Raw genomic sequence first — 17,924 nt, forward strand, 5'->3', positions numbered from 1 at the left:
CTCGGTGACGATCACGTCTGTTTTGTTTTGGATTCGTCTGTTATGTAATTTACGAACCAATCTGCTACTTTTTCTGCATCGTGCAACACTCTGTCATTTTCTGCGAGTGCAATGTCTTCTTGCCAAATTTCCGGAACTAGTTTTTGTAATTCTTCCAGATCCCGTTCCACCGGCCAAGATGTGACGGTCTGTCCTGCTTCTGTTAAAAGCGGCATAATGTCCGTTTTATTCAGTAGTACAGCATCTAAAAACGGTTTTCCGACATGGTCATAAAGCGCAGCGACATGTTCAGAAGCCGTATATCGATAGGTTTCACCTTTTTGAGTTGTTAAGTTTCCAACATACACCTTGCTTGCTTCACTTTTTAGGACGGCATCGCGGATGTCCTGTACAAGCAAAGACGGTAAAATACTTGTATACAAACTTCCAGGTCCAATGATGATTAAATCTGCCTGACGAATTGCTTTCAACGTCTCTGGTAAAGGCTTGGCATCTTGAGGGGATAAGTAGACTTGACGAATTTTACGTGCGTACATTGGAATTTTAGATTCTCCCGTAACAATTGTTCCGTCATCCAGCTCGGCATGCAACTTAATCCGTTGGTTAGCAGCTGGAAGTACTTTGCCTTTAATATTCAACACCTGGCCAGTTTTCTTTACAGCGCTAGCAAAATCACCTGTAATATCTGTCATAGCGGCAAGCATCAAATTCCCAAGGGAATGCCCGTGAAGGTCATCTTGAGTTGTAAAACGGTACTGGAAAAGCTGCTCGATGAGTGGTTCAACATCTGAAAGCGCTGCCATCACCTTTCTGACATCACCGGGAGGCGGGATATCATATTGATCCAACAACCTCCCTGAACTTCCACCATCATCTGCAACTGTAACAACCGCAGTTAGATCGACTGGATACTTCTTTAACCCTCGAAGTAATGTCGACAAACCTGTACCGCCTCCAAATACCACAACCTTTTTGCGGCTATTGGAAGTTGTCATAGCGTCAACCCTTTCTTTTCTCGATATGCTGATGTGTTACGTATGTTGTATAGTCATCTTTAAACAGATTTCCAAAGTATTCCGCTAGTGTCACCGATCGGTGTTGCCCCCCTGTACAGCCAAACGCAACCACAACTTGTGATTTGCCTTCGTTCTTATATTGAGGGATTAAAAACTGAAATAGATCGGACAACTTAGTGATCAAGGTTTGCGTATCTTCCCATTTCAGAACGTACTCATACACGTCTTTGTCGAGCCCCGTCTGCGGACGCATCGATTCAATGTAATAAGGATTCGGTAAAAAACGAACGTCAAATACGACATCTGCGTCGATTGGCATCCCATGTTTAAATCCGAATGATATAAAATTCAGTGTGAAATTTTCACCTTCCCCCACTGAGAACTCTGCAATGATTTTATCTCTAAGTTGCTTCGGTTTCATGCGTGATGTATTGAAGATGGAACGCGCACGACCTTTTACATCACTTAAGAGACCGCGTTCTTTTTGAATACCTGTTAATGGCTGCCTTCCGTTTGCAAGCGGATGCGATCTTCTGGTTTCCTTATAGCGACTTACTAGTGTTTCGTCATCCGCCTCTAGAAATAGAATTCGAGTCGTTACATTTTCCATCCGAGTCAAATTATCAATCGCATCGAGTAGAGCATTGAACAGTCCACCGCCACGAGTATCAATGACAGCAGCGATTTTCGATTTTTTATCCGCAGATTTTAACATCAGATCGAGGAAGGTCACAAGTAGTTCCGGGGGTAAATTATCGATGCAATAGTAGCCCATGTCTTCAAAACTTTGCATCGCTACGGACTTACCCGCACCCGACATCCCTGTAATAATGACAAGTTCGAGTTCTTCAGAATGTGCTTCAATCTCCATCGGTTCAATCACCTTCCATAGACTTTTGAATTTTTTCGTCCAGAAGCTCAAAATCTTCCGTATACGTGAATGTCCCGTATTGAATACCAGGGCTTGAACTCGCAAATAACAAATTTGTTCGATCGCCTTCTGCCATTGGTAGTGTATTCAAGGCTTCCACCGGCTGCCATCCTAGTTCTCCCTCTATCGTCTGTGTGAGAGGAGTGCCTGTTAGATCATGCGCAACAAACGTATACAGCATCCATTCATTCACTACTTCCTCACCCTTACGTATGACCATAGTGAACACACCTTTAAGATGAGGATCGACAGGTTTTGCCCCAGTCTCTTCTGTAAATTCACGTACAGCAGTCTCCAAAATGGACTCGCCTGCATCCATCTTTCCACCGGGAGCTACATACCACCCTCTACGCGGCTTTTTCAATAATAAGGTTTTCCCGTCTTTCACGACGAGTAGGTTTACAATTCTTTGCATATGCGTTCCTCACTTTTTTTATACACATAGTACTAAGTATAATCGATTTCGCAGGAAAACGACACAAAAAGAAGCTGCCGGCATAGTTCGCTCCGACAGCGTAAAAGTTTATTTAAAAATAGGGGGTCAATCAACACTCTTAGTATATCCAATAAGTGTTTCAGGAACATTACGAAAATGTTAAAGTTGCGTTAAGGAAAAAATTCTCCTTACACTTGAGTCTCAAGAGATTCGGTCAATTCTTCCACGTATTTCTGACATGATTGTGCAGCGACACTTCCGTCTCCTGTAGCTGTAACGACTTGGCGTAATAGTTTTTCACGCACATCTCCTGCAGCAAAGATTCCTGGAATTTCTGTTTCCATCACTTCATTTGTTTTAATATAACCATTCGCATCTAAAATACCGAGGCTCTTGAATGGAGCAGTGATTGGATCTAGACCAATGTAAATAAACATACCTTGGGTTTCAAGCTTTTGTTCAGTACCATCTTCTGTAGACACTAACGTGACCGAATCAATTTTTCCATCTTTACCGTGCACTTCTTTAACAGTTGTATTCCAGATGAAGTCAATTTTATCATTTGCAAATGCACGTTCCTGAAGAATTTTTTGTGCACGCAACTCATCGCGTCGGTGAATAATTGTTACCTTACTTGCGAAACGAGTAAGGTACGTCCCCTCTTCAACTGCAGAGTCTCCGCCACCAATAACGATAATTTCTTTGTTTTTAAAGAAAGCACCATCACAAACTGCACAGTAACTAACTCCGCGGCCTGTTAAATCGGTTTCACCAGGGATTCCCATTTTACGATATTCTGCACCTGTTGTAATAATGATGGATCGAGCTTTATACTCTTTCCCTCCAGCAACAATTGTTTTATATTCTTTTCCATCTATAATTTCTTTTACATCACCATACGCATACTCCGCACCAAAGCGTTTTGCATGATCGAACATTTTAGTTGAGAGCTCTGGCCCAAGAATGGACTCGAAGCCCGGATAGTTTTCAATTTCTTCCGTACTTGCCATTTGGCCGCCTGGGACTCCGCGTTCCAACATAAGAGTCGACATATTAGCGCGTGCCGTATATACCGCTGCTGTCATTCCAGCAGGTCCTGCTCCAATGATGATCACGTCATAGATTGTTTCAGCTGACATTCTAGTTCCTCCTCTAATTAACTACTTCTGTTCAAATCGTATAAGGTTTCTGACTAACCATCAACTTTTCTGCCTGCTATACGTTTTCATTCCTAAAAGTGATCACGAGAAGTTAGGAAGGAGCTCGAACAACTCACTCACATATTTAGTAAGTGTAGGTGTGCTTATTTTATATGATTCAGCAAGTTTTGTTTTCGTGACCCCTTTGCTTCGAGAAGAATGGAACATATAATCTGCGGCTGCAGCGATTGCTTTTGGGTTTTTGAATGTATAGTGTTTCGTAATCCCAATCTCAAACAGAGAAAACCACATTTGAAATAAATGCGTTCCTTCTTCATCAAGCGGGTTATGCTTAGCATATAACAGTTCGCTTGCTTGCATCGCACGATTAAATGCCTGATCTGCGATTGACTTTTCTACGAGATGATAATCTAAACTCGAAGCGAGTACTAGCTTCTCAAGATCCTCCAGCTTTTCAACATCTATATAAGCCGGGTGCGCTATAATTTCTTGTTTGTGAATTGACTTACCTAATAGGAAAAAGCCAAACATTCTTTCGCTAACATACTCATTCCCAATTTTGTCGAGTAAAAATTGCTTGTCCTGTGTATAGATCGACGTGTCAATTTGCTTTTCCGCATTTGCGTCTGCCCATGGTTCCAGTCCAGCTTTTGAAGGGTCAATTTCTATCAATCGGCTAAATGCAGTTTCAGCCTGATGACGATGACCTGAGAAAAATGCAGCATGTGCTAGCCAAAAGAAGAAGCCTGCATCTCCTTCAAATCCTTTTTTCTGAATGCTACGCAACCAGTAGTACGCTTCCTTATGATTCCCAATCAAAGCAAAAGTAGCGCCCAATTTGTAGCGATTTTCAAACTGATAAGGTCGTATTTTCACGAGTAAATCAACGAGCGGCAGCAGTTTCTCCTGATCGCCTTCGTAATAGTAGAAAACAGCAAGATTACACAATGCGTGTACATTTCCTTGGTCTTTCCGAAGCACATCATACAGTAGTTCTCTCGCATCGGTAGTTTCGCCTCTATAAAAATAAGCGAGAGCCAAGTTATTAAAAGAAGACCATGACTCAGGATAGTCCACGACAATATCTTCGAGAACGGTGACTGCTTTGTCAAACTCTCCCGATTCCATTAATCGCCTCGCCTTTTCTTGTAACAAATGAACTTCTTCGTCCCCCGGTTCTTCTTCCGATAAAAACGCGGCTTCTTGCTCTGCAAACTCGATAATCTCTTTTGCTTCTTCTGAAAGTTCCCCTTCAGGCGCCACGTCCATGTATTTTTCCGCAAATATCTTCGCTTCGCGTAATAGACCAAGATGTGCATGGATTTCTGCAAGATAGAAAATCACATCGCCATTTGTCGGTTCCAATTCGTACGCTTGAATTAGTAAATCCAGCGCTTCTTCAAAACGTCCTTCTTCCATCACCATAATTCCATATTGCATAACAATTTGATGATCATCAGGATTCAGGTCTACCGCTCGTTTCAAATATTTCAAGGCTTCCGAAAATTGTTCTTTCTGGATTTCCGCAAGGGCTCGTTCATAATAAAAATCGCCGTCTGGGACAAATGAAATAATATTATTGTTTTTGTTTTGCTCGTTTTTATCCAAACAGATTCCTCCGATAAAAAACAAGAAGGAACGAGGGAAACGCTCCTTCTTGCAATATGTCTACAGTATACCATAACTCTTTTGTACAATCTTAAACCTTAAGTTTGTTTTCGTTCCGTTCTGCAACCTGATCAGCTGTGTAAATAATACGAACAGGGTTCCCTCCAGCAAATGCCCCCGCCGGGATATCTTTATTCACCAATGATGCGGCAGAAACTACAGCTCCATCGCCTATCGTAACGCCTGGTAAAATCGTGGAGTTTGCACCGATCATAACTTCGTCACCAATTACCACGTCCCCAATTCGATACTCATCTATTAAGTATTCATGTGCAAGGATAGTGGAGTTAAACCCGATAATGGAATTTCTACCAACCCGAATGCGTTCAGGAAACATCACATCCGGAAAGACCATTAGAGCAAACGCGGTTTGCTGGCCGACCTCCATCCGCAGAAATGTTCGATATAACCAGTTCTTCACTTTGAATGACGGTGTATAGCGAGCAATCTGTATGACAATAAAGTTTTTCATGACTTTAAAAAATGATACCGATTTGTACAAGTTCCAAAGTGAGTTTCCTTCTCCCTTTACACGAAAACGCTCCGTCTTTCTCATTTGCCCTTCACACCTACAAGTTCATAGAGATCCGAAATGTGGTTCAACATATAGTCTGGGTTAAAAGTCGAAAGAAATTCAGGTCCTTTTGCAGACCAAGCGACAGCAGCTGTGCGGACCCCTGCATTTTTCCCGCCTTCAATGTCGTGAAAGTTATCGCCCACCATTAGGACTTCTTCTTTTACAACATTCAATCTGTCCATTGCAAGTAAAAGCGGTTCAGGATCTGGTTTGGGGCGTTGTACGTCGTCTAATCCAACTATAGTTTCAAATAAGTGCGTGATGCCAATTAAATCTAACCCTTTATGGACCATTTCATTTCTTTTCGTCGACACAATTGCCATTCGGATTCCGCTGTTTGCTAATTGGGTCAATACTTCCGTAACTCCATCAAACTCATCCACCAATCGGTCATGGTTCGCTAGGTTCCATTCACGATATTCCTGAATCATTCCTTCTGTCTTCGAAGGGTCCATCCCATTAAATGTCTCTGTCAAAGTAGGACCTAAAAAAGGCAAAATATCTATCCTAGTATATTTCCCCGGATAATGTCTGCCGAGTAATTGTTCAAATGATTGCATAATCAGTTCGTTCGTATCAAGTAACGTACCGTCCAAATCGAACAGTATCGTTGTAATTGGCTTATCCATTGAAAACAGTAGCCTCCTTCTCCAGTTTCTCGTTCAGCTTTTGTCTCCAGAAAAAAGCCACTGCAATTGTCAGTACGAATGCGGTGATAACACGGATCAGAAGCAATGGCCAGACCGCGATACCTAATGGGATGAACAATAAAGTATCTTCGACGACAGCGTGACATGCGACAAGGAATATGAACGAGAGTGTAGCATCCCGCTTACTCACACCGTCTTCTTGAACGGCCTGGATCATTACACCTGCACCATATGCTAAACCTATGACAAGTCCCGCCACTAACGTTAACGAAGCATTCGGTTGTACACCAATCAGTTTGGTGACCGGTGAAAATTTAGAGGAGAACTTCTCTAAGTAATTTCGGTCTTTCAAGAATTGGACAACGAGCATCAGCGGAATGACAATGAGTGCGAGTTGCAAGACTCCGTAAGATGCTTTTTGTAGACCTAATATGAAAATTTCCAACCAGCCGTCCGGAACGATAGCTGTTTCAGGAGCAATCCCATATTTCGCGATTTCACCACCGCCTCGCCAAACGAGGTTAATGACAATGCCGGAAACTGCCGCTAAACCGAAACGGACGACCAAGACAATCCACAACTTAACCCCCACTTTCAACGCAACCCCTGTTTCGATGAACAAGTTGTGTGAAAAACTGAGCATCATCGCGATGATAAATACTTCTTTCACCGTCAAGTCGAGTGATAAGATTCCGGCGATTCCGGCGTACAAGTTCAATGCATTCCCGAGGACTAGTGGAATGGCCGCTTCTCCGCTCAATCCAAAAAGATTCATAAATGGAGATATCAGCTTAACGATCCAAGGCAATATTGGAGTATGTTGTAAAATCACTACAAGAATCGTGATGGGGAAAATAATTTTCCCCAGTGACCAAGTTGTTTTTAATCCCGCTCCTAATCCATTCTTGAGCGTTGCCGTATTATCATTATTTGTCATTATACCTCACATCCGTTTTCATGATGAACCTGCGGTAGATAAGTAGCCCAAGTGCAATGAGCACTCCCAAAATAGATACGACTTGTGCTGCACGGAGGTCCCCTCCATACAGGCTATCCGTTCTCATTCCTTCGATGAAGAAACGTCCCACTGAATACCAGATGATATAGAAGAAGAAGATTTCGCCACGTTTTAAGTTGACTCTTCTTAACAATAGGATAATCGCAAGACCCACGAGATTCCAGATGGATTCATACAAAAATGTAGGATGATAGGTGATCCCATCAATTGTCATCTGATTCATAATCCAATCAGGAATGATGTTGTTTTCAAGGAATGACTGAGACACAGGACCGCCATGTGCTTCTTGGTTCATGAAATTGCCCCAACGCCCAATTATTTGGCCAATGAGTAGACCAGGTGCAGTGATATCGGCTACTTTCCAGAAAGAAACGCCACGTTTTTTAGTGAAGATCGCCGCAGTAATAATCGCTCCAATCAGAGCACCGTGTATGGCGATGCCACCTTCCCAAATTTTAATAATATCTCCAGGATGATCTTTATAGAACTCCCAAGAAAAGATGACATAGTAAATTCTTGCAGAAATAATGGAGATTGGAACCGCCCAAATGAGCATATCCGTCAAGAAGTCTGGATGCATCTTTTGTTTTACCATTTCTTTTTGAACAAGCAAAAACGCTAAAATAATTCCCGTTGCAATTAGTATTCCATACCAACGCACTTCAAAAGTACCGAATGAAAACGCAACTGGATCGATCGCTAATAATGTATTCATTTACCGATGAATCCCCTTTTCTTCTGCCGCAGTGGCCTTTTGACTAATCACTGCATCCAGCTTGTTTGTAAATTCTTCAGCTGCATTAATGCCTAACGATTTGAGTCGATAATCCATTGCAGCCACTTCGATGATAACCGATAGATTCCTACCAGGACGAACCGGTACAACGAGCTTTGTCACTTCAGAATCCATGATCTTCAATTTGTCTTCATCGACACCTAGACGATCATACATTTTCTCTGGATCCCATAGTTCCAAGTCAATAACGAGAACAATCCGCTTATCATCTTTTACCGAACTTGCACCAAATAAGGTCATGATATCAATGATACCCACTCCTCGGATTTCCAACATATGCCGAAGCAAAGGGGGCGGACTTCCAATTAAAATATTTTTAGCCACTTCACGGATTTCAACTGAATCATCAGCAATGAGTCGATGTCCACGTTTAACAAGTTCAAGAGCTGTCTCACTTTTACCGACACCACTTTTACCTGTGATTAACACACCAATCCCATAGACATCCACTAAAACACCGTGAAGGGTTTTCATCGGTGCCAAGCGACCTGCAATGAAATTTGTCAACATGCCTGAAAGTCTGGTCGTTGGTATATCAGCACCAAGAACAGAGATCCCCATTCTTTCAGCAGCAATTTCAAGCTCCACTGGCAATGTCACACCATGTGCCAAAACGAATGCCGGTGTATCCGGTGTGCATAACATATCCATCCGTTCAACGCGAAGTTCTTCAGGTAGCAATTCAAAAAACGAAATTTCCGTCTTCCCTAACAGTTGGATGCGTGTGCGTGTATAGAAATCAAAATAGCCTGCCATCTCAAGTCCTGGACGGGATATGTCACTTAACTCAATTGTTCTGTCGATTCCACTAGCTCCCGCAAGCAATTCCAAGTCAAACCGTTCTTTAATATCTTTAACCGAGACTTCACCCATCTGATCGCCACCTCCATCTTCAAATGTCATCTATGCATCATTCTACCATTGTACAAAGGATTTTGAACGGTATTTCGCATCAATCACTCTGCTAGTCTAAAAAATTGTTAACCATGAATTAAAAAGCCTTCCCTCGATGAGTAAGAGAGAAGGCCAACTCTATTCATTATTCTTTGTTATCAGGTGAATAGCAAACCATCACAGAACCTGTTTTAGATTCTGCAAACAAATGGAGCGTAGCAGGTGAATCTTGTACATCCTTCTTAAAGTTCATAGAACGATGTAAAAGCTGATCTTGATTGGACGTATTCTCAACATCCGGCAGTTTTAGGTTTAGGCTACCGATAGTTGACGTAATGCTACCTACTAACGATAGTGAGCTAGGGACATACAACTCAATATTTCCACCAACACTCTTCACATCAATTTTTTCAGGACATTCATGGGAAGTTGTCACTGAGATGGATCCGTTAAGTGTACGAGCTTGTGTATCTTTTACTTTCCCATCGATATAAATGAGCCCGTTCAATGTCTGCGTCTCCAGCTGATTACTTTCAATACTGAGCAAACGAATTTCACCGTTCAGGGTTTCAATGTCCACTTCGCCCGCTTTGACGTAGCTGAGATTAACTTTTCCGTTAGCTGTCTTAACGCGCAGTACATCGGCTTCAAGATTACGGAGATCGAAACCACCATTCAACAATCGTACTGAAATCTTACGATACGTTTTTTTAGGAACGGTGAGGACTGTATTTACTTGTACCGTTTTAGAATTACTTGAAATTCTAAGTGATTGCTCGTCAGCTACACAAATAAGCTTTTCCAAGAAATCCTTCTTTGCATCTTCTTCGGAACTTGACGTGAAGGTCTTCACAGAAAAAACTGCTGAAATTTCGTTTCCTTCACCTGGGACAATCGATAGCTTACCGTTATCGATATCCACGATGAGTTCTTCCAACTCTTTTACTTCTTTTTGCATTTTATGTTCAAACGTCGTTGAAGAGCCAAACGGATTTTCCATATCGAACTGCTTCACTTTTTGAACCGCACTTTGCATGAATTGCATAAACTGGTCACCGACATTCGTTAAATCCTTTCGAACGTCTTCCATGAATTCCTCGGCAGAAGTACCTGACCAACCAGATTTTGAAGACTGGCCTTTCCCTTTAGTCGGTTCCTCTTTTCCTGACGTTGAAAAAGGGTCTTCGTTTGGTTCATGCTGTGCATGATCTTGTGTTTTAGCAGGTTCAAAACCAGCTGTCTTCTTTGGAGGTTCACTTTGAGATAATGCTTCTAATAGTGTCAAAGCCTCGTCCGTTGAAATCGTTCCATTTTCAAGCATAGTTAAAATGCGTTTTCTTTCGTTTTGCATTTCTTTCGCCTCCTAAGTGGAATGATGGTGCATATGATTTGCTTATCTATACGGTTCGCAACACAAAAAGTTTCATGTCACTGGATTTTCAGCCTTTTCCAGTCGTTCCTCCATACGTCCTCGATCCCGTTCCAAGATAGGTTTCAAGTACATGCCAGTATAAGATTGCTTATTTTCAGCGACTTTTTCAGGTGTACCAGTAGCGATAATTTGTCCACCTTTGTCGCCACCTTCAGGTCCAAGGTCAATAATATGATCCACGGTCTTTATGACATCTAGATTATGTTCTATGACTAACACCGTATTTCCAGAGTCAACAAGTCGTTCCAAAACTTTAAGGAGTTTCGCGATATCATGTACGTGAAGTCCCGTAGTCGGTTCATCCAAAATGTAGAAGGACTTCCCATTAGATCGTTTGTGAAGTTCCGAAGCAAGTTTTACACGTTGCGCTTCACCACCAGAAAGCGTTGTCGCAGGTTGCCCTAATTGAACATACCCAAGGCCAACGTCAACTATTGTTTGGAGTTTCCGTTGAATTTTAGGGATATTTTCAAAGAACTCAGTGGCAGTTTCCGCTGTCATTTCTAGGACATCCGCAATGTTTTTCCCTTTATACGTCACTTCAAGCGTTTCACGGTTATATCGTTTCCCATGACACACATCACAAGGTACGTAGACATCCGGTAGAAAATGCATCTCGATTTTCAGAATCCCATCTCCTCGACATGCTTCACATCGTCCACCCTTTACATTGAAACTAAATCTTCCTTTTTTGTAGCCACGTACTTTCGCTTCGTTTGTCATGGCGAAAACATCTCTTACGTCGTCGAATACACCCGTATAAGTAGCTGGGTTCGAACGAGGTGTTCGTCCAATTGGAGATTGGTCGATTTCAATAACCTTTTCTAATTCTTCCAATCCTTCAACGCTTTTATACGCACCCGGACGTTGTTTTGAACGATTCAATTTTTGTGCCAGTATTTTATAAAGGACATTGTTGATAAGTGTACTCTTCCCTGATCCGGAAACACCCGTGACTGCAATGAACTGACCAAGTGGGAAATCGACATTCACTTTTTTTAGATTGTTTTCAGAAGCACCTTTTATGATCACTTTTCTACCATCTGATTTCCGTCGTTCAGTCGGCAAAGCGATGTATCGCTTCCCACTCAAATACTGTCCAGTCAATGAGTTCGGATCTGCCATTACTTCTTCCGGCGTTCCAGCAGAGACGATTTTGCCTCCCGCCACACCTGCTCCTGGACCGATATCGATTAAGTAATCAGCTTCCATCATTGTGTCTTCATCATGCTCCACGACAATTAGGGTGTTCCCGATATCCCTCATGCTTTTCAATGTGCTGATTAGCCTATCATTGTCTCTTTGATGAAGGCCAATAGAAGGCTCATCCAAGATGTAAAGAACGCCCGTTAGGCGGGAGCCTATTTGAGTCGCAAGCCGGATTCTTTGGGCTTCTCCACCAGAAAGAGTTCCCGCTGCGCGAGATAACGTCAAATAGTCGAGTCCTACATTAACAAGAAAACCGAGTCTCTCATTAATTTCCCGAAGAATCAGTTCAGCAATTTTCGCATCCTTTTCTGAAAGCTGAAGATTATCGAAAAACGACTGAGCTTCGACAATCGATTTTTCCGTCACTTGACCAATGTGGATATCAGCCACCTTCACAGCGAGCGACTCCTGTTTCAATCGATATCCGTTGCAAGTTGGGCATGGCCGTTGCGCCATATACTTCTCCATCTGTTCACGAACATAATCCGAAGAAGTCTCTTTGAAACGGCGCTCGATGTTAGACAAAACCCCTTCAAAGTAAATGGTATTGTCGCGGGTCTGACCGAACTCGTTTGTATATTTAAAGCGTATTTTTTCTTCTTTCGAACCGTACAGAATTTTATTCAAATCATCTGAAGCTAATTCGCTAACAGGACAGTCCATCGAAATTTCGTAATGTTGCGCAACTGTCTTCAGCAATTCTGGATAGTATTGTGAACTTGTCGGTATCCAAGGAACTATCGCATCTTCTTTTAAGGATAGTGAAGGATCTGGGATGACTAAATCTGGATCCACTTCTAATTTCATCCCGAGCCCATCGCAATCGGGGCATGCACCAAATGGGCTGTTGAACGAGAACATTCTCGGTTCAAGTTCCCCTATTGAGAACCCACAAATCGGACACGCATGGTGCTCACTAAATAGTAGTTCTTCCCCATCGATTACATCGACCAGTGCAGTTCCTTCCGAAAGACGAAGAGCTGCTTCAAGTGAATCACTGAGTCGGCCAGCAATTCCTTCTTTAATAACGACTCGGTCAACAACGACTTCTATGTTATGTTTTTTGTTCTTATTCAACTCGATATTGTCATCCAGATCGAATGTTTCGCCATCAACTCGAACACGGACATACCCTTGTTTTTTCAGGTCTTCAAGTAACTTCACGTGGGTTCCTTTTCGACCCGAAATGATAGGTGCTAATATTTGGATACGTGTCCGTTCTTCCAATTCAAGGACACGGTCTGTCATTTGCTCAACTGTTTGTGAGGTGATTTCAATCCCGTGATTTGGACAAATTGGCTTTCCAACACGTGCGTAAAGCAATCTTAAATAGTCGTATATTTCTGTAACAGTACCAACTGTGGAACGTGGATTTCTACTCGTCGTTTTTTGGTCTATCGAAATGGCTGGCGACAGGCCTTCTATCAGATCTACGTCCGGTTTGTCCATTTGCCCAAGAAATTGCCGAGCATAAGAGGAGAGAGATTCTACATATCTGCGTTGCCCTTCTGCATAAATCGTATCAAAAGCGAGTGATGATTTCCCAGATCCAGAAAGACCTGTCATGACGACTAACTGATCCCTTGGGATAGTTACGTCTATGTTTTTCAGGTTGTGCGCTCGCGCACCTTGAATATAGATTTCAGTATTTTTCATGACTTCTCACCTTTCCGCTTTCAATTCCAATATTGTATCGCGAAGTTCAGCGGCACGTTCAAAGTCGAGCGCTTTCGCCGATTCTTTCATTTCTTTTTCTAGTGATGCAAGTAAAGTTGTTTTCTCTTCTTTTGTTAACTTCTTACCTTCAGTTACTTTATCCACAAATGAGATCGAGTCTTCAGAAGCTTGTGTCGCTCGGATGACATCACGAATTCCCTTTTGAATCGTTTTCGGCGTAATATTGTGTTCTTCGTTATAAGCCATCTGTATTTCTCTCCGCCGCTGTGTTTCTTCGATTGCTTTGTTCATGGAATCCGTGTAGCGGTCAGCATACATAATGACCCTTCCTTCAGAGTTTCGCGCAGCACGTCCAATTGTTTGAATGAGTGCCCGTTCTGAACGTAGGAATCCTTCTTTATCTGCATCCAGTATTGTCACGAGTGACACCTCTGGAATATCGAGTCCTTCTCGCAATAAGTTAATGCCTACTAAAACATCGTATACACCAAGTCTTAACTCTCGGATGATTTCTATTCGCTCTAAGGTTTTGACTTCGGAGTGAAGGTAGTTTACTTTCACGCCAGCTTCTTTCAAGTAATCCGTCAAGTCTTCAGACATTTTTTTCGTGAGCGTTGTAACCAGCACTCGTTCGTTTCTTTTTGCCCGTTCATTGATTTCATCCAGTAAATCGTCAATTTGCCCTTCAATTGGACGGATTTCAATAATGGGATCGAGCAAACCGGTCGGACGAATGATCTGTTCAACCATTTTTGGCGTATGTTCGATTTCATAAGGTCCCGGTGTTGCAGAAACATAAATTGCTTGGTTAACGTGCTTTTCAAATTCCTCAAACATAAGTGGACGGTTGTCCAATGCGGAAGGAAGTCGGAATCCGTGTTCAACTAGAACCTTCTTCCTCGCTTGGTCCCCGTTGTACATACCACGGATTTGAGGGAGTGTTACGTGGCTCTCATCCGCCACTATGAGGAAATCATGTGGGAAGTAGTCAAGCAACGTATAGGGAGTTTCCCCAGCGTCACGTAAGGATAGATGACGAGAATAGTTTTCAATTCCAGAACAGAAGCCCATCTCTCTCATCATTTCTAAATCGTAACGTGTTCGTTGTTCAAGACGCTGTGCTTCAAGAAGTTTGTCATTCTCTCGAAGTATTTTCAGTTGTTCTTCCAATTCTATTTCTATTCGTTCAATCGCTTTCACCATTTTTGCTTCACCTGTGACGAAGTGGGAATTTGGGAAAATCGCTACGTGTTCTCGTTCACCTAGCACTTCGCCTGTCAATGCATCCACTTCACGTAATCGTTCGATTTCATCTCCGAAAAATTCAATACGGATACATCGTTCGTCTTGAGATGCAGGGAAGATTTCCACGACATCCCCTCGAACACGAAACGTACCGCGTGTGAAACTTACATCATTGCGCTCATATAAGTTATCCACGAATTTACGTAACAGCTGATTCCTGTCAATCTCGAGTCCTGGACGTAGTGAAATCATATGGGAACCATATTCTTCTGGTGATCCTAGGCCATAAATACATGAGACGGAGGCAACAATTAAGACATCTCTTCGCTCAAAGAGTGATGCTGTCGCGGAGTGACGTAATTTATCGATTTCATCGTTTATACTGGAGTCTTTTTCAATATACGTATCTGTTTGTGGGACATAAGCTTCCGGCTGATAGTAGTCATAAAAACTTACAAAGTATTCAACTGCGTTATCAGGGAAGAACTCTTTGAATTCACTGTAAAGTTGACCCGCAAGCGTTTTGTTATGGGCAATGACCAAGGTCGGTTTATTCACTTCCGTTACGACGTTGGAAACCGTAAATGTCTTACCTGTACCCGTTGCCCCTAATAAGGTTTGGTGCTTTTCACCGTTTTCAATACCAGCAACCAACTCTTTGATGGCAGTCGGCTGATCTCCTTGCGGCGTATATGGGGCTTGTATGCTAAATGTATTTGTCACTGAACGTCACTCCCTAGTATTCCTCTACTGTCTATTTTATCACATTCCCTTTCCATACCAAAGCAAAAAGCGAACGTACGTTTTTTCTCATAAAAAAACTGTACGCGATTGCGCACAGTTTAGAATTACTCTTTTTCGTCTAATTTACGTAACGAATTAGTCAGTTGCATAAAAGTAGGTTTATCATTACGATCCAAGGCCGCATCAATCTCTTCCAACAAACGTGTTCGAGTTTGTTCACGGTGGATATGATTCAGAAACAAATCGATGTAGATGTCATTCAGCATTTTTTCCGCTTGCATTGAGGAACTATTCTTTCCCACAGCCTTTAGGAACTCAGCATATGAATAATTATTCTCCATCTCTCTCACCTCGGAACCCTTTTAATTATTGTAACTAATTTAACCTCTATTTTGCAAGTACTTATTCGAATATTCCTACTCTTCTTCTTTGTTATTTGATAATCGAATCGTTGCTTCTGAAATGATTAGCACAATTGCCCCCATTACAAAAGGAGTTACTGACAGACCATGCATGAGTAAACTTGCAATTACAATCAGTCCCGCTTGCAACCATTGAACCCGCTCCGTCAATCGGAAAATTTCTTTTGGACGTGCCTCTTCAGTGTTCGGGAATAACAAATCCATTCGAAATTCATCGCCACCACGAAGTGTTTGCAACGTCTGAATTGCCGAAGCAAAGGCTAGTGCCCCAATGAAGATGAATGCCACAACTGGGAATGGAATGAACAACACGCCTAAAATTGATAGTACGGTTAGCCGTAGCCAAAGCCAAAATGATTCGTCCGTACGGATAAATGTGCGACGCAGCAAAAAGCTTTGTGCATCTGTACGTTCAACATTTGCATCCGGCATAAATAGACCGAGCCATGATCGCTTACTTACCGACCCCTTTAAATGAGGGACTTCAGTAAAGTAGTTGGCAAATCGATAAAAACTCATCATCCGATTTTGCTCGAGTTCTATGAAATGATTATATGGAAATGGTTGTGCGTTCGCTTTTTTCATCCACAAAGTACCATAGAGCACATAGGCAATTGCAATTACAACCAGGATAATCCACTGGTTAGAGAGCACTGCATAAAACATAAGTGCGTTCAGCACAAAACGGATGAAGCGATCCCGCCATACTCCTTGTCCTTCGTTAGCTTTCCGATAAAGAAACTCAGTTCGCACACTTGCCCATAGAGTAGCAATGATTAATAGAAATAATAAGCCAAATATCGGTTTACTTCCTATTTCATAAGCACTTAGCATCGGAAGCGCGACGATGAAAACAATGATAGGTAACGGTAATTTTGAAAAGAATGTCCAACTTAGCGCTCGGCTCGTATACGTGGGTAATTCTTTTTCAAGTGGCAGTAAATAGACAGCATCAGCAGGTTTCAGAAGCGTCACTGGTGTCGCTATAAACGTTGCAGCTGCTAGCAATAGTGCGATAAATCGTGCCGCAGGTAAGTCAGGCGGTACATCTTTTAACCATTCACTATAGGAATAGCCGGCTGCCCCTATCGAAAACAGCAACACGATTGCCAAATGTCCTGTAAACACATATTGCAAATAGCGTTGCAACTCCATCAAATATTTACCGAAACGGCCCCCCCATACTTCACGTAAGCTGTTCATAATCAGCTTCCTCTGTCATCGCAATGTATAAGTCATCGAGTGATGCATCCGGTCGTCCGAATGCTTTTCGCAAATCATCCATCGTTCCGTGTGCCCGCACGCTGCCTTCGTGCAAGAGGATGATTCGATCACAATGTTTTTCAGCGGTCGACAAAACGTGCGTCGACATCAAAACGGATGCTCCATTTTCTGTTCTCTGTGTGAGTTGAGCAAGCAATGAGCGAATGCCTAGCGGATCCAGTCCCACAAAGGGTTCATCAATAATATAGAGTGCAGGTTCAGCAAGAAATGCACACATAATCATAACCTTTTGACGCATTCCTTTCGAAAAGTGAGAAGGATACCATTTTAAACGTTTTTCCATTCGGAACTCTTTCAGTAACGCCGCTGATCTTGCTTCAAAAATGTCTTGTGGTATTCCGTACGCCATTGCAGTAAGTTCTAAATGCTCACGTAATGTCAGTTCTTCATACAAAATTGGTGTTTCTGGAATATAACTAAATGACTTCCGATACATTTCAGCATTCTCATCAAACGTGACACCATTAATTTCAATGGTCCCTCCTTGGGGATTCATCAACCCAATAATGTGTTTGATGGTTGTACTTTTCCCGGCTCCATTTAGTCCAATCAGCCCGACTAATTCACCTTTTTGAATGTTAAATGATACTTCATGTAGAACAGGTTTCCTTGAATAACCGCCTGTTACGTCTTTCAAGTCAAGTATTGCCATGCGTCATCCTCCATTCTTCTTCTAGTTTACCAAATATGAAACAACAATGCCTTGTCCAGCTCATGCCGATTATCTGAAAATATGCTACACTAATGACATTCATGAAAGGAAGT

16 protein-coding genes are annotated in these 17,924 nt (G+C 42.2%); all 16 read right to left on the minus strand.

What is annotated here, in order from left to right; genetic code table 11:
• Positions 1-11: 11 nt before the first annotated feature.
• Positions 12-995: a gluconeogenesis factor YvcK family protein gene (locus M3197_RS14860; protein WP_251662356.1), complete on the minus strand. Its 984-nt coding sequence runs from the start codon at positions 993-995 to the stop codon at positions 12-14.
• Positions 996-999: 4 nt separating this feature from the next.
• Complete coding sequence (rapZ, locus tag M3197_RS14865; protein ID WP_251662357.1) at positions 1,000-1,887, minus strand: RNase adapter RapZ; 888 nt, start codon at positions 1,885-1,887, stop codon at positions 1,000-1,002.
• A gap of 4 nt (positions 1,888-1,891) precedes the next feature.
• Positions 1,892-2,362: an NUDIX domain-containing protein gene (locus tag M3197_RS14870; protein ID WP_251662358.1), complete on the minus strand. Its 471-nt coding sequence runs from the start codon at positions 2,360-2,362 to the stop codon at positions 1,892-1,894.
• A 209-nt stretch (positions 2,363-2,571) separates the two neighbouring features.
• Entirely contained in the window at positions 2,572-3,522 is a 951-nt protein-coding gene (gene trxB, locus M3197_RS14875) for a thioredoxin-disulfide reductase (protein WP_251662359.1), read from the minus strand.
• A gap of 102 nt (positions 3,523-3,624) precedes the next feature.
• Complete coding sequence (locus M3197_RS14880) at positions 3,625-5,151, minus strand: tetratricopeptide repeat protein (RefSeq protein ID WP_251662360.1); 1,527 nt, start codon at positions 5,149-5,151, stop codon at positions 3,625-3,627.
• A 91-nt stretch (positions 5,152-5,242) separates the two neighbouring features.
• Positions 5,243-5,767 (minus strand): acyltransferase, encoded by a 525-nt coding sequence (locus M3197_RS14885; protein WP_251662361.1) that lies wholly within the window; start codon positions 5,765-5,767, stop codon positions 5,243-5,245.
• Positions 5,764-6,417, minus strand: a complete 654-nt coding sequence (gene ppaX / locus M3197_RS14890; protein WP_251662362.1) for a pyrophosphatase PpaX — start codon at positions 6,415-6,417, stop codon at positions 5,764-5,766. The genes M3197_RS14885 and ppaX overlap by 4 nt, the downstream gene beginning before the upstream one ends.
• A complete protein-coding gene (locus tag M3197_RS14895; RefSeq protein WP_251662363.1) occupies positions 6,410-7,375 on the minus strand; it encodes a nucleoside recognition domain-containing protein in 966 nt (321 codons plus the stop codon). Before M3197_RS14895 ends, ppaX begins: the two co-directional genes overlap by 8 nt.
• Positions 7,365-8,171, minus strand: a complete 807-nt coding sequence (lgt, locus tag M3197_RS14900) for a prolipoprotein diacylglyceryl transferase (protein ID WP_251662364.1) — start codon at positions 8,169-8,171, stop codon at positions 7,365-7,367. The genes M3197_RS14895 and lgt overlap by 11 nt, the downstream gene beginning before the upstream one ends.
• The gene (gene hprK, locus M3197_RS14905; RefSeq protein WP_251662454.1) at positions 8,172-9,125 is read right to left on the minus strand and encodes an HPr(Ser) kinase/phosphatase; all 954 of its coding nucleotides are present in this window, start codon (positions 9,123-9,125) and stop codon (positions 8,172-8,174) included.
• 166 nt (positions 9,126-9,291) lie between these two features.
• A complete protein-coding gene (locus tag M3197_RS14910; protein ID WP_251662365.1) occupies positions 9,292-10,497 on the minus strand; it encodes a DUF4097 family beta strand repeat-containing protein in 1,206 nt (401 codons plus the stop codon).
• A 72-nt stretch (positions 10,498-10,569) separates the two neighbouring features.
• On the minus strand, positions 10,570-13,443 hold the full coding sequence (gene uvrA, locus M3197_RS14915; protein ID WP_251662366.1) for an excinuclease ABC subunit UvrA: 2,874 nt from the start codon (positions 13,441-13,443) through the stop codon (positions 10,570-10,572).
• Positions 13,444-13,449: 6 nt separating this feature from the next.
• Positions 13,450-15,432, minus strand: coding sequence for an excinuclease ABC subunit UvrB (uvrB, locus tag M3197_RS14920; protein ID WP_251662367.1), 1,983 nt, complete (start codon positions 15,430-15,432; stop codon positions 13,450-13,452).
• A gap of 125 nt (positions 15,433-15,557) precedes the next feature.
• Entirely contained in the window at positions 15,558-15,734 is a 177-nt protein-coding gene (locus M3197_RS14925) for an IDEAL domain-containing protein (RefSeq protein WP_251662368.1), read from the minus strand.
• A gap of 135 nt (positions 15,735-15,869) precedes the next feature.
• Entirely contained in the window at positions 15,870-17,078 is a 1,209-nt protein-coding gene (locus M3197_RS14930) for an ABC transporter permease (protein ID WP_251662370.1), read from the minus strand.
• Entirely contained in the window at positions 17,062-17,811 is a 750-nt protein-coding gene (locus tag M3197_RS14935; protein ID WP_251662372.1) for an ABC transporter ATP-binding protein, read from the minus strand. The genes M3197_RS14930 and M3197_RS14935 overlap by 17 nt, the downstream gene beginning before the upstream one ends.
• Positions 17,812-17,924: the final 113 nt, after the last annotated feature.

This window comes from Sporosarcina aquimarina (assembly GCF_023715615.1).
GTDB lineage: Bacteria > Bacillota > Bacilli > Bacillales_A > Planococcaceae > Sporosarcina > Sporosarcina aquimarina_A.